The following is a 13,120-nucleotide window of genomic DNA, read 5'->3' as shown; positions in this document are numbered from 1 at the left end:
GATTATGTTTATTAAACATTACACCAGGCTGCTGCTCACCACAGCAGCCTTATGTGCGCTATACACCCAGGGGCATAGCCAGGATAAAAACATCCCTAAAGAGCTTTATATCGCGGCAACAATACCCGATTCGTTGAAGGAGGATGCAAATGCTGTTGTACGTTATTCAAGCGACGAAGTGATTGTAAAGAGCCTAGGGCATATGGTAAAAAAGCATCATAGTATTATTGCTGTTTTAAATGAAAAGGGCGACGGCAACGCCGCCCTGGTGTTAGGTTACGACAAAAAATTTACCAGCATAGATAATGTTCAAATGATGATATATAATGCTGCGGGCGTACAGATAAAAAAATATCGGAAAAGCGACTTTTATGACCATGCAGCCGTTGATGGAATATCAATCGTTACAGATGATCGTGTCTTGATACAGGAACATTCCATTGCGAGCTACCCCGCAACAATTGAGATAACCTATGAAAAAGACATGAACAGCTATCTTGATTTAAGCGAGTGGAATATTGAAGGCTCTGAAAAATCTGTTCAATTTGCCGAATACAAGATAAGCGTTAACCCATCATTGGGCTTTAGATATATGAACAAGCATATCCAAATTAAGCCCGAAAAAACCAAAGATGGAGAATTGGACAAGTATACCTGGCAGGTAAGCAACTTAAAGGCTATTAAACCCGAAGACGATGCGTTAGCATGGCAGGTACTTCCCAAAATCTTGTTTGCTACTAACTCTTTTCAGTTTGCTGGCCTGCCGGGGGATATAAGCAGTTGGGAAAGCTACGGTAAATGGCAGCTTGCATTAAATGCCGATGTATGTACGCTAAGTCCGGAAAGAGCTGATGCGATTAGGAAAATGACGGCCGATATAAAAACCGACAAAGAAAAAGTCAGATTTTTATACGAATATATGCAGCAGAATATGCGTTATGTAAGTATACAGTTAGGCATCGGAGGCCTAAAGCCATTTCCGGCAGCTTTTGTAGATCAAAAAAAATACGGCGACTGTAAGGCGCTTTCAAATTACATGTATGCACTGTTAAAGGCCGTTAATATTCCGTCCTATTATACGATAATAAATGCCGGCACAAATGAAGAGCCAGCAGAACCTTCGTTCCCAAGCGACCCATTTAACCATGTAATTTTGTGTGTGCCGCTTAAAAGCGATACAACATGGCTGGAATGTACAAGCATGACTCAGCCATTTGGCAAATTAGGGTCGTTTACCGAAAACCGGAATGCCTTGTTAGTAACAGAAACGGGAGGTAAATTGGTTTGTACCCCCAAAAGTAAGGATACCGATAACCAGTTTAATAGCGAAGCGCACTTAATATTAGATGCAGATGGCGGAGCCAGGGCGCAGATAAAGATTTCGAGCACTGGCGATTACAGGGACGGGTATATTGCCCTTGCGTCGTTAAAAACCGACGACCAAAAACAAAGAATGATACGACGGCTCAATATGAAACAACCTTCCGTTTTTGAATTCAAACCTTCAACAGATAAGGACGGCGTTAAAGAGATAAATATCGAATTGGAATACGATAAATTTGTTGACGTTGCGTCTGGAGATAAGCAGTTTTACCGTCCACGTGTTTTTGATTTATGGCAGTTAACTATTCCGGTTGTCGACAAACGCAAGTATGATTATTACTTTGATAACCCGATGTTAAAAACGTGCGTTACCACTATCGACCTTCCCCAGGGCTTCGAGGTTGAAACCTTGCCAGCCAGCCAAAGCCTCAAATTTGGTTACGGTACCTATGAGGTTAAGTACACATACGACGCTGCTAAAAACCAGGTAATTAATAGCACCAAATTCAATTTAACCAACCATGTAATCCCTGCAACCAAATACAACGAAATGCAAACCTATTTTGACGCCATTGCTAAAGCGCAAAATAAAAAACTGGTGATACGCCGCAAAGCTTAAATTTGCGCCTGATGATATTCAGGCTCGATGAACGTTTACTTTTTCCTGAGCCCGATCTGGCCGAACCAGACGGGCTTTTGGCTGTAGGCGGCGACCTATCAACCCAAAGGCTGTTGTTAGCTTATCAAAATGGCATTTTCCCATGGTATGGCGACGATTCGCCTATCCTGTGGTATTCGCCCCATGAGCGCTTTGTGCTGTATCCCGATGAATTAAAAATTTCCAAATCAATGGGACAAATACTCCGTTCCAACCGATTCAGGGTTACAACCAATACCTGTTTCGCCGATGTTATAAAAGCCTGCTCAACTGCGCCGCGCGAAGGGCAGGACGGCACCTGGATTACCGACGATATGCTTGCCGCCTACATCAACATGAATGCTGAAGGATATGCTTATTCTGTTGAAATATGGGAGCAGCGCCAGTTGGTTGGGGGGCTTTATGGCGTTTGGGTGGGCGATGTTTTTTGTGGCGAAAGCATGTTTAGCAAAGTAAGTAACGCTTCAAAAACAGCGTTAATTTACCTGTGCCAAACCAATAAATTTAAACTGATTGATTGCCAGGTGCATACCAGCCACCTGGAATCTATGGGCGCGCGAATGATATCGCGGGAGCAATATATAGCCGTTTTGCACAATAGTTTACTTTGATTGGTTACCTTTGAGGGGTATGCAACAGGCCAGCACAAAAGAGCGTATTATTTTAGGAATCGACCCCGGAACCGCCGTTATGGGTTATGGCCTGGTGAAAGAAACCGGCCCCAGGATAGAGCTTATTGCCCTTGGTGTGGTAAAAATGGAAAAGCTTGACGACCATATGCTGAAGCTACAGCGCATATTTGAAAAAACCGTTGCCCTTATTGACAATTACCATCCAGATTGCCTGGCTATCGAAGCTCCGTTTTATGGTAAAAACATCCAGGTAATGCTTAAACTGGGCAGGGCGCAGGGTGTGGCCATAGCGGCGGCACTATCGCGCAATTTAGATATTACAGAATATGCTCCCCGCAAAATAAAACAATCAATAACCGGCAACGGAAATGCCACTAAAGAGCAGGTTGCGGCCATGCTGCAAAACTTGTTAAAGTTTAAAGAAACGCCCGATTTTTTAGATGCTACCGATGGCCTGGCTGTTGCCGTTTGCCATTCTTTTCAAAGGATGGGTACAAGCACAAAATCTGCCTCGGGCAGTAAAAAATCATACTCGGGCTGGGATACATTTGTGAAAGATAACGCTAAGAGGATAGTATAAATTCGGGCCACCGGTGTCATCGTAAAAACCAACCAAGCCTCGGTAACATTTTGTGTTTTTCTCCCGTATAAGTCGCCATGGCCGACGAGGGTTAATTTAGGGGCAAAGCGATTTAACCCAAAAGAAACCCCGTGTCTGTCAACCTATTAAATTTGCAACAAACTATACTTTTTTGCATTATTTTTTTAAAATAAGCAATAATTTGTTGACAAAGTGCACTTTAACAATTACTTTTAAGTCCCCTTAATTGATTGATCATGATCCGAGTACGGTCTAAGAATGTGCTATTGGTTGCTCCCGATACTTTTTCGGTTGAGTTGTTGCCGAATAATAAACAATTTAAGCATATTTCGACGACGAGTCATATTTTCCCATCCATTCACGAGCAGAAACCCAACCTGGTAATTTTTGACTACGATCATTTAAACGCCGACATAGAAAAGATATTGCGTCGCTTACAATCAAACCCAGCCTACAATAAAATAAAGGTTTGCTGTTACAAGCAAAAAGAACATACCAGGGTTGATAGTCTTTTAAAAGTGCTGGGGGTTGATTACATTTTTTATCCCGAAGATTTTAAAAACGCCGAAAAGGGCAACAGCTTTGTAAATGCCTTCGCCAATATTTTCGACGCCCCGGTTATGGCTTTGATGGCAAAAGCATCAAGTTAGCAAATAAATTTACCCCCTTGTCATTGCGAGCGATAGCGTGGCAACCTCGTCGCCAACCTTGGCCGCCATGCACGTCAATCATGAAGGTTCACGAATACTATATCTACATCTTATCCAATAAAGCCAATACGGTCTTCTACATTGGCGTAACCAACGATTTACAAAGCCGCATTGCACAACGTAAGCAAAAAGTTAATAATGGAGTGCTATGGATAAATGTCATTGCAAGCGCTTTAAATTTGTTGGCGATGAGGTTGCCGCGCTGCGCCCGCAATGACATTATTTAATTTATGATACTGTTGCAAAAAGTTAATCAATCCACTCAAACTTAGTATAAGGCACCAATACCTCTGGTATTTTAATCCCCTTTTCAGTCTGGTTATTTTCTAATAACGTAGCAACAATGCGTGGCAATGCCAGTGCGCTACCATTTAAGGTGTGTGCTAATTGTGTTTTGCCTTCGGCATTGCGGAAACGCAGTTTGAGCCTGTTGCTCTGGAATGTCTCGAAGTTTGATACGGATGATACTTCCAGCCAACGTTGTTGCGCCGCGCTCCAGGTTTCCATATCATAAGTTAAAGCCGATGCAAAGCCCATATCGCCGCCACATAAGCGTAGCACACGGTATGGTAAGCCAAGATTTTGCAGCAAACCCTGTACATGGGTACTCATTAGCTCCAATGTTTCGTATGATTTATCCGGGTGTACCACCTGTACAATCTCTACCTTATCAAACTGGTGCAGGCGGTTTAGCCCGCGCACATGCGCCCCATAAGAACCTGCCTCGCGGCGGAAACATGGCGTATGCCCGCAATGTTTAACTGGCAAATCATCCCCCTTTAAAATTACATCCCTAAAGATATTGGTGATAGGCACCTCGGCGGTAGGGATCAGGTATAGCTCATCCTCATTTACAAAATACATTTGCCCTTCTTTATCAGGCAGCTGGCCGGTGCCAAAACCAGAATCTTTATTAACCATCAGCGGAACGCTTACTTCGCCGTAACCCGCTTTTTCAGCCTCGTCAATAAAATAATTGATGAGCGCCCTTTGCAGTTTGGCCCCTTTTTTTTTATAAACGGGGAAACCAGCGCCGGTTATTTTAACGCCCAGTTCAAAATCAATCAGGTTATATTTTGCAGCCAGTTCCCAGTGTGGCTGGGCGTTGGCTGGTAATTCCGGCTTTGCACCATTCTCCAAAACAATTTCGTTTTCTTCGGGCGTTAAGCCTTTGGGAACCGAGCTATGTGGCAGGTTGGGTAGCAACACCAGTTTTTGGTAAAGTTCTTCTTCGGTAGCAGCCAGTTGATCGCCAAATTTTTTGATGTCTTCTTTCCAGGCACCGGTTTTGGCTTTAATCTCTTCTGCCTCGGCTTTTTTACCGGCACGCATCAGGTCGCCAATTTGTTTTGATGCTGCATTGGCCTCGGCCGAAACGTTATCCATGCTGGTTTGGGTGGAGCGACGTTTGTCATCTAACCCTATTAACTCATCAACCAGTTCGGGCTGTTTAAAATTTTTTACAGCCAAACGTTCCAAAACCTGTTCCCGGTTATCCCGGATATAACTAACTTGCAGCATTATTTTATTTTTTAGGCAAAGATATAACGAGTTATCAGTTTGGAGTACTGAGTTATGAGTTTTTTGTAAATAGTTAATTTGCCCGAAACCCATCACTCAACTCAAAACCCAAAACTCAAAACTTACAACTACATGCCAGGCAAATTATATTTAGTTCCAACACCAATAGGTAATTTAGAAGATATCACCCTTCGGGCGCTTCGCGTGTTGAAAGAGGTAGACCTGATTTTGGCCGAGGATACGCGTACATCGGCACCACTGTTAAAACACTTTGACATTCACCAGAAAGTATTTGCCCATCATCAGCATAATGAGCACCAGTCGTCAAACGAGATCATTAAATTTTTGCTGCAGGGTAAAAACATAGCGCTGATATCCGATGCTGGTACACCAGCGATATCCGATCCGGGCTTTTTCCTGGTGCGCGAAGCTTTGAAATTCAATTTGGATGTGGAATGCCTCCCTGGCGCTACTGCATTTGTGCCGGCACTGGTAAATTCGGGGTTCCCTACGGATAAATTTTGTTTTGAGGGTTTTTTACCGTTGAAAAAAGGACGCCAAACCCGCTATAAGTTTTTGGCTACAGAAGAGCGCACGATCATACTATATGAGTCGCCGCACCGTTTATTGAAAACGCTGGACGAAATGGCCTTGTATTTTGGTGCCGACAGGCTCATTTCGGTATCGCGCGAGCTCACTAAAATGTTCGAAGAAACCGTGCGGGGAACGGTTGCCGAAGTAAAATTATATTTTGAAACACATCCGCTAAAAGGCGAGTTTGTAATGTGTGTGGCCGGTGCCGAACCGAAGCCGGCAAAGAACAAGTACAAAGACGACGATAACGACGACGAATAGCCATGGATATTTATTTGAAGAGTGCCATCACACAGTTTGCCTATTACAAAAAGTTRGGCGAAAAAACATTTGCGCAATTAAATGATGCCGACCTGTTTTGGCAGTTTAACGCCGAAAGCAACAGCATTGCCGTTATTATCAAGCACCTATCGGGCAACATGCTCTCGCGATGGACCAATTTTTTAATCACCGATGGCGAGAAAGAATGGCGAAACCGCGACACAGAATTTGAAGAAACAACTAATACCCGCGAACAGATCATGGCTGCCTGGGAGCAGGGTTGGGATTGTTTGTTTAACGCCCTAAACTCGTTAACCGCCGAAGACTGGGAAAAAACAGTGAAAATTCGCAACGAGCCGCACCGTATCGAGGATGCTATAAACCGACAGCTGGCCCATTATCCCTATCATATCGGCCAGATTGTTTTTATCGGCAAAATGATAACAGGATCAAAATGGCATTCGCTATCTATCCCAAAAGGAAATTCCGACAAGTACAACGCCGATAAATTTGCAAACCCCGGCGATACCTTTAAATAGATCCCTCTTACTCTTATTAATGAAAAAAAATCTTCCCTTAGCCATACTTTCCGGTTTATTGTTGTGGATAGCCTGGCCGCCAACACCTTATACAACGTTCCTTCTTTTTATCGGCTTTGTGCCCATGCTGCTGGCGATGGAGAACATCATCCAATCTACATCTGCCAAAAAAGGAAAACTGGTTTTCAATACTGCATTCATAGGCTTTTTTGTATGGAATGTAGGATCTGTATACTGGGTTTACAACGCCTTGAAACAGGTTGGCAACGTGGCAGCCATCCCGGTTACGCTGATCCCTTATTCATTAGGCCCATTGCTTATGGCTACTGCCTGCTGGCTATATTACCGCTTAAGGTTGTTAACCACCCGCAGCTGGGGCTTGGCCGGCCTGGTTTGCCTATGGGTAGGGTACGAATACCTGCACCAAAGCTGGGATTTAAACTTTCCTTGGATGACGCTGGGCAATGGCTTTGCTGTTAGCCATCAATGGATTCAATGGTACGAATATACCGGCGTTTATGGTGGCACCATTTGGATTTGGGTAGTAAACATCCTGGTCTTTTTAATTTACGTTGGCCTGCGCGAGGCACAAACCAAACAATTGAGGTTAAAGCTTATCAGCGGGTTTGTGGTGGCCATTGTTTTGCCACTCGGCTTCTCGTTATATACCTATTATAACTACACAGAGCAAAGCAATCCATCAAATATTGTTGCTGTTCAGCCAAATATCGATCCGTATGAAAAGGAGGGGACCATTCCCACGGCCACCCAGATTGATATTATGGTCAGCCTTTCAAAGGGCATAGCGCAGCCCAATACGGAGTTTATTTTATGGCCCGAAACGGCCATCCCCGATTATATAGATGAAGACCGGATACAGCAAAACCCTTACTACAGGCAGGCGCACGCCTTTTTGCATAACTATAAAAACGGCAACCTGGTAACCGGGGCCGAAACCTACAAACTATACAATACCCGCAAAACAGTTACCGCAAGCCCAACGCAACAACCTGGCGTTTATGCAGATAGTTTTAGTACTGCATTGAATATTGAAAACGACGGCGACCCGCAATTTTACCATAAATCGCGGCTGGTGCCGGGGGCCGAATCATTGCCTTTTGGCAAGGCCTTATCGTTTTTAAAGCCTGTTTTTGAGCACCTTGGGGGCGCAACCGGGGCCTACGGCAGCCAGGCAGATGCCGATGTTTTTTATTCGCAAAGCGGTATCGGTGTCGATCCGGTTATCTGTTATGAATCTATTTTTGGGGGATATATTGCACGCTCGGTAAAAAAGGGGGCGCAATTTATAGCCATTATTACCAACGATGGCTGGTGGGAAAACACATCGGGCAAAGATCAGCACCTGGATTATGCCAAACTGCGCGCCATCGAAACACGCAGGTGGGTAGCCCAATCGGCTAACACGGGGATTTCGGCATTTATTAACCAGCGGGGCGATGTTGTGCAGCAAACCAAATGGTGGACCAAAACGGCCATCAAACAAGATATCAACCTAAATTCCGACCTTACTTTTTATGTGATGCACGGCGATTACCTGCCCATGGCCGGCAGCGGCATAGCCGTTTTGCTCATCCTGTTTATCATCATAAAACCTTGGGTTAAAAAGAAACCTGTCGTCGCTTAATTCATTCCCGGCACAAACAAAAAAGGCCTTCCCGGTGATCAGAAAGGCCTTTTTTGTTAATTGGCTCAGTCAATTATTTCCCGGCCCTTGCGTCTTCTTTATCCAGCACTTCCTTTTTTTCTATCCGGTATGATAGGAACAAGCCGCCACCGCCAAATATGGCTATAAGTGAAAAGTAAAGTGCCGGAATATCATCGTTATCTATACTATGGAAAATCGTATGGCCCAAAACAAAAGCTAAAAACAATCCTATGCCGGCCCCAATAAGTAACAGGCCCCATTTTAAGTTTTGATAAGGTGCCGATTGAGGCTTGTAACTGCGTGGGTCCATACCCCGCTCTATCATTGCCAGCTTTTCGCGTTTGTTAAGATATACTATTCCAAATATCATTACAAACAGACCAAGTGAAACAATGATTACCATTAATACTGCTAAATTCCCGGTGTCCATTTTATTTAAGTTTTAATAAGTTAATAAAGTTCTTTTTTCAATCACCCAAACTGGTGTATTTGTAAGCTTTGACAACATGGTTTTGAAGGAGGTTACAGGCGGTATCAAAAAAGTTTAAATAAGTGTTAGCTTAGAGACAAGAATAGGAGAAAGGTATTCGGGAGACCGCACGTAATTCACTCATTATTGTTTACATCACCGGGCTTCGTGCGGACACGCGAACCCCAATCCATACAATCAATTGTAACAGAACAATGCGCTATTTAACCGAAGAACAATTGAAATCCAATTTAAAACTTGGAAAATCTGTTGAGCAGTGGATAAATCATGAAAAACACGATGGTTACACTGTTTTGAAATGGCTACGGATTGATAAAGAAAGAAATGCGACATATAGTATATGCTATATTGAATGTTTTGATGATGGCAATGAGCTCTTTACAGATATTTACCATTTTGATCCGTTAGATCCTGATGAACCTTATATTATCGATAATTTCGAATCCATAGATGAGGCACTGGCGTTTGCAATAAATAGTTATGCGGCTACAGAAACCAGGTTTGTTTCGGCCGGAATGATTCAGGAAGAATACAAGGATTTTCTTAATTCAAAATAAAGCTCCAAAGCCGTTGTTGGAGTTGCCGGGTAAACACCATGTTAAGTAATGAATATGCAAACCCTGTGTGCCCGTTTCATCCAGGATTTTGTACTTTAAACGGAGCAAAAGAACATCAAGCCAAATAATAAACAATGGGCACATTCAACACCCTAATTATCGATTTTAAGTGTGAGCACTGCGGGCAATTATTTACCCACAGGATTCAGTTTAAATTTGCAGAAACCTGGCAATACGAATATAAAGTAAACGATAAGCTGGCCCGCGGGAATCACCGCTATGATATTGGCGCTCCCGGCCTGGATAGGGTTAGGGCTTACGGTATCCTGGAAAATGAGCTTTGCCCGCATTGCAACGAGTTAAATTCAGAATACTGCGATGTTATCATTGAAAAAGACGTTATCAAAACCATTGCCCCGATGGCAGACGTGAAAAGGTATGACGATGATGATTACAATTATTATATCGATGAGTAACATTTCGGCGATAAATATTTTTCGGCGGCCATTTTTGGAGTTGTCTTTATAAACAAACAATCTATCACAAAGGCCGCTCGCCCGTTGCCCAATTAATTTATACTGAAAATATTTTTAAGATATCTCTTTGTAGTAAATTAATGATTAGCTAAGTTTGACTTAGTAAGACTCCCTGAATTACTTGATTTACAATACCTAAGCAAAATATTTAAACCTGGTTAAAATCATTAAAAAACATTAACGCGGTATCTTATTAATTAACCTAAATTTTTTTTCACGATGAGCGGGTTCCCAATACTTGACCTTGTAATAGGTTTATTTTTTATCTTTTTCCTTTTAAGTATAATTTCAAGTTCGATAGTCGAAATTGTTTTAACCGTCACCATGGTGAGGGCAAAAATATTGGGCGAATGGCTGCTGCGTATTTTCGATACCGAAATAACAGATGCTAAGGGAATTAAAACGCCGCTGGGGCAGGTGATCATGAACCACTGTGCTTTAACAGCATTGTCGCCTACAAACAAGGCCCCATCATATATTGATGCTAAGAATTTTGTTTCTGCTTTGTTGGATAAGATTTTCACCTTTTCTACCATTTCCGGCCCTAAATCTATCGACGAGATTATTTCTTCCATCAGCAGTTCCACGGCTCTTTCCGACGAACTAAGGCGCACCTTCCTCATCTACGCAACCGAAGCAAAAGATACCTTTAAAGCCATGACCGTTAAAACCACCGGAGGAATTGAACTATTCCGGTCAAAAATGGAAAACTGGTACGATAGTAATATGAACAGCCTTACCGGTACGCTAAAACAACAATATACTCGCAGGTTTACCCTGCTTACCGGGGTTATTGTATGTATTGCATTAAATGCCGATACCATAGAAATTGCCAAATACCTGTACAATAACCCCCAGGCAAGGGCCAGCCTTGCAATTAAAGCTGATGCTGCCATTAAGGATAGTACCTATATAAAACAGGTTGCCAATATTAACAAACTTGCCACAACGGTTAAAGATACCGCGACAAAACAAAAACTGGAGGTATCTGCCCAACAACTGGTAAAAACCATGAATGAAAAAGTTGCCGATATTAGTGCAACCAAAGCAGTTTTGCAAGATTCGCTGCCCCTGGGCTGGAATGCCAGCGAATTCAATTTACAGGGATGGGATATTATCTTTTTTGTGCTTTCTAAACTTGTAGGACTGTCTGTTACCGTTGCGGCAATTATGATGGGCGCACCATTTTGGTTTGATGTACTCAATAAAATTTCGAACGTGCGCGGCGCCGGTACCAAGCCTAAACAAAGTGACAAATAAGAAAGTACCATGCTGCCGATAGCCGGACTATAGTCCCCATGTGGTATCATCGCCTATCGGCAAACACATTGGCTACACGGTTCGTAAATCACGTTACAATGCTTATCTTCATAGTTATGAAACGCCGCCTTATCATCCTCGTCCTTTTTTGCGGCTTATTCAACAAGGTTTGCGCCCAGTCGCCATCGGCTGCTGTTGACAGCCTTGTTAAATTCCGGGTAATATCGGCAAAACAGGTGGCGGCGCTGAAAACAGACCTTAAAAGGTATAAAAATGATGTTTCGTACCGTATTGCCATTCTTGCGGGCCTGCACGGCATTATGCTGCAAAAAGTATTTCATGTAAACCCTCGTAAAACGGGTATTTCTTTTTCTTATAGTGATAGCTATATAAAACATATAAAAAACAAGGACAGTATTAATATATCCCTGCGCGTTTTATTGAATAAAATTAATAAAGCCGGATTGCTCACCGATAGGGTTTATTCGCACACGCTTAAAGATATCGATAGCGGCCTTTACGTAGCCGAAGTACAATTGACAGGTAGTTTGGTAGAAATGAGTTCGCGGCTGGAGTGGCTGGCTCCGGGCAAATTGATGCCGGTTGCAGAACAATTACACAAAAGCGGCATAGTAAATGATTCGTCGTTCGTGCGGCTGCAGAACGATATCCGGACTGGCAAAATAGAATCGGCATTTGAGCTGAACGACTATTGCACGCTGGACCGAACGCTCAACCTTAAAAAATATCCTGATGATCCGCACCTTTGGCTGGAGCAGATGCACCGGGATATTGCATCAATACTGCCTGGGCTTAATTTTACCAACTTTAGTTACACTACAGCCCGTGATTCGGCTTCATCAATACCCGGTATGCCGGAAATTAAATATAAGGTGAGTTTAACCTGCAACGGGCGTGTTTATAAGCACACCAGCAATACTTTCGAATATGGAAACAAGAAAGGGATTCAACCCACCTATGCATTTACCGGTTTCCTTTACCGCATTTTCAATAAGGTTTTGGCAGATCAGCAATCACCATTCCGGCTGCATAATATCATGTTCAGTATGGGTGCCCGCCAGGACGGTATTTACCGGCATATCGCCCTTATTGCACTGCAGGCAGAGCAGGCCGAAATATTTATGAAAGATCCCTGCATGTCCTACATGCTTGTAAGCATGGATAGTTATGACAATACGCTAACTTCGGGCAGAATTGATAGTACCATAGCCGGCTGGAGAAAGATTGGCCTTTTTGCACATCTTTCGGAAGCTGAAATAGCAAAGGCTATTGATGATGCCGAAGCGGATAACCGATACTCGATCAATAAATTGTTATCAAATTTTCCTGGGGTAACCTATTCTTTACGTTCGGAGATGATGAGCCCGCAGGCTCCCTATAGTGAGGGTTTAAAGAATCTTGCCGGGATTACCCATGGTGCATTTAATCCAACCAAAATCACCCAGAAAAAAATAAAAGGCGGCATAAAATTGCAATATTTATTTAATGGAAGGTTGCACGCTCACACATTCTATACAGCGAACGGATGGCTGGGTGATGCGTTTGCCTCATTCATTAAACACTTAGGCCAGGAAAATAATTTGGCGGGAAGTTTCTACATACTTCCGTACGAAGACGAGGTTGTTTATCTGACGGATGAACAGCATGCCGATGTAGTAAAGAATAAATTGCTGGATTTTTAAGGGTGGGCGGAAAGTGCGAAGGAAAACCGATAGGAGGGCGATAGCTGCCGATAATTCAATCAACGACTA

General features: G+C 43.1%; 14 protein-coding genes. 12 read left to right on the top strand and 2 right to left on the bottom strand.

All coding sequences use genetic code 11. The annotated features are described in order from the left end of the window. Positions 1-4 precede the first annotated feature (4 nt). The 5 genes from AC1DV1_RS03735 to AC1DV1_RS03715 all read left to right on the top strand — a co-directional run bounded on the left by AC1DV1_RS03735 (position 5) and on the right by AC1DV1_RS03715 (position 4,151). Positions 5-1,942 (top strand): DUF3857 domain-containing transglutaminase family protein, encoded by a 1,938-nt coding sequence (locus tag AC1DV1_RS03735; protein ID WP_477355434.1) that lies wholly within the window; start codon positions 5-7, stop codon positions 1,940-1,942. A gap of 11 nt (positions 1,943-1,953) precedes the next feature. Next, positions 1,954-2,592, top strand: a complete 639-nt coding sequence (gene aat / locus AC1DV1_RS03730) for a leucyl/phenylalanyl-tRNA--protein transferase (protein ID WP_477355431.1) — start codon at positions 1,954-1,956, stop codon at positions 2,590-2,592. Positions 2,593-2,611: 19 nt separating this feature from the next. After that, a complete protein-coding gene (gene ruvC / locus AC1DV1_RS03725) occupies positions 2,612-3,193 on the top strand; it encodes a crossover junction endodeoxyribonuclease RuvC (protein ID WP_477355428.1) in 582 nt (193 codons plus the stop codon). Between the two features lie 257 nt (positions 3,194-3,450). Next, the gene (locus AC1DV1_RS03720) at positions 3,451-3,864 is read left to right on the top strand and encodes a hypothetical protein (RefSeq protein WP_477355425.1); all 414 of its coding nucleotides are present in this window, start codon (positions 3,451-3,453) and stop codon (positions 3,862-3,864) included. Between the two features lie 80 nt (positions 3,865-3,944). Beyond that, positions 3,945-4,151 carry a GIY-YIG nuclease family protein gene (locus AC1DV1_RS03715; protein ID WP_477355423.1) on the top strand — a complete coding sequence of 69 codons (207 nt, stop codon included), beginning with the start codon at positions 3,945-3,947 and terminating at the stop codon, positions 4,149-4,151. A gap of 22 nt (positions 4,152-4,173) precedes the next feature. Here the strand turns inward: AC1DV1_RS03715 and serS are convergent, their stop codons facing one another. Next, positions 4,174-5,445, bottom strand: coding sequence for a serine--tRNA ligase (gene serS, locus AC1DV1_RS03710; protein ID WP_477355420.1), 1,272 nt, complete (start codon positions 5,443-5,445; stop codon positions 4,174-4,176). Positions 5,446-5,577: 132 nt separating this feature from the next. On the opposite strand from serS, the gene rsmI reads away from it, so the two are divergent. Genes rsmI through lnt form a run of 3 tightly spaced genes read left to right on the top strand, consistent with a single transcriptional unit; the run spans position 5,578 to position 8,484 of the window. Then, entirely contained in the window at positions 5,578-6,300 is a 723-nt protein-coding gene (gene rsmI / locus AC1DV1_RS03705; RefSeq protein WP_477355417.1) for a 16S rRNA (cytidine(1402)-2'-O)-methyltransferase, read from the top strand. Between the two features lie 2 nt (positions 6,301-6,302). Beyond that, on the top strand, positions 6,303-6,839 hold the full coding sequence (locus tag AC1DV1_RS03700; protein WP_477355414.1) for a DUF1572 domain-containing protein: 537 nt from the start codon (positions 6,303-6,305) through the stop codon (positions 6,837-6,839). Between the two features lie 19 nt (positions 6,840-6,858). After that, complete coding sequence (gene lnt / locus AC1DV1_RS03695; RefSeq protein WP_477355411.1) at positions 6,859-8,484, top strand: apolipoprotein N-acyltransferase; 1,626 nt, start codon at positions 6,859-6,861, stop codon at positions 8,482-8,484. A gap of 73 nt (positions 8,485-8,557) precedes the next feature. Here the strand turns inward: lnt and AC1DV1_RS03690 are convergent, their stop codons facing one another. Next, complete coding sequence (locus tag AC1DV1_RS03690; RefSeq protein ID WP_477355408.1) at positions 8,558-8,935, bottom strand: DUF6249 domain-containing protein; 378 nt, start codon at positions 8,933-8,935, stop codon at positions 8,558-8,560. 254 nt (positions 8,936-9,189) lie between these two features. On the opposite strand from AC1DV1_RS03690, the gene AC1DV1_RS03685 reads away from it, so the two are divergent. From AC1DV1_RS03685 to AC1DV1_RS03670, 4 genes are all read left to right on the top strand, one after another. Beyond that, on the top strand, positions 9,190-9,552 hold the full coding sequence (locus tag AC1DV1_RS03685; RefSeq protein WP_477355405.1) for a hypothetical protein: 363 nt from the start codon (positions 9,190-9,192) through the stop codon (positions 9,550-9,552). Between the two features lie 134 nt (positions 9,553-9,686). Then, a complete protein-coding gene (locus tag AC1DV1_RS03680; protein ID WP_477355402.1) occupies positions 9,687-10,028 on the top strand; it encodes a hypothetical protein in 342 nt (113 codons plus the stop codon). Between the two features lie 279 nt (positions 10,029-10,307). Next, a complete protein-coding gene (locus tag AC1DV1_RS03675) occupies positions 10,308-11,348 on the top strand; it encodes a hypothetical protein (RefSeq protein ID WP_477355397.1) in 1,041 nt (346 codons plus the stop codon). Between the two features lie 116 nt (positions 11,349-11,464). Further along, on the top strand, positions 11,465-13,051 hold the full coding sequence (locus tag AC1DV1_RS03670; RefSeq protein WP_477355394.1) for a hypothetical protein: 1,587 nt from the start codon (positions 11,465-11,467) through the stop codon (positions 13,049-13,051). Positions 13,052-13,120: the final 69 nt, after the last annotated feature.

This window comes from Mucilaginibacter sp. P4_D1, from assembly GCF_056401935.1.
Note: the sequence above shows the minus strand (reverse complement) of the source record. Positions and strands in the feature narration are given on the sequence as shown.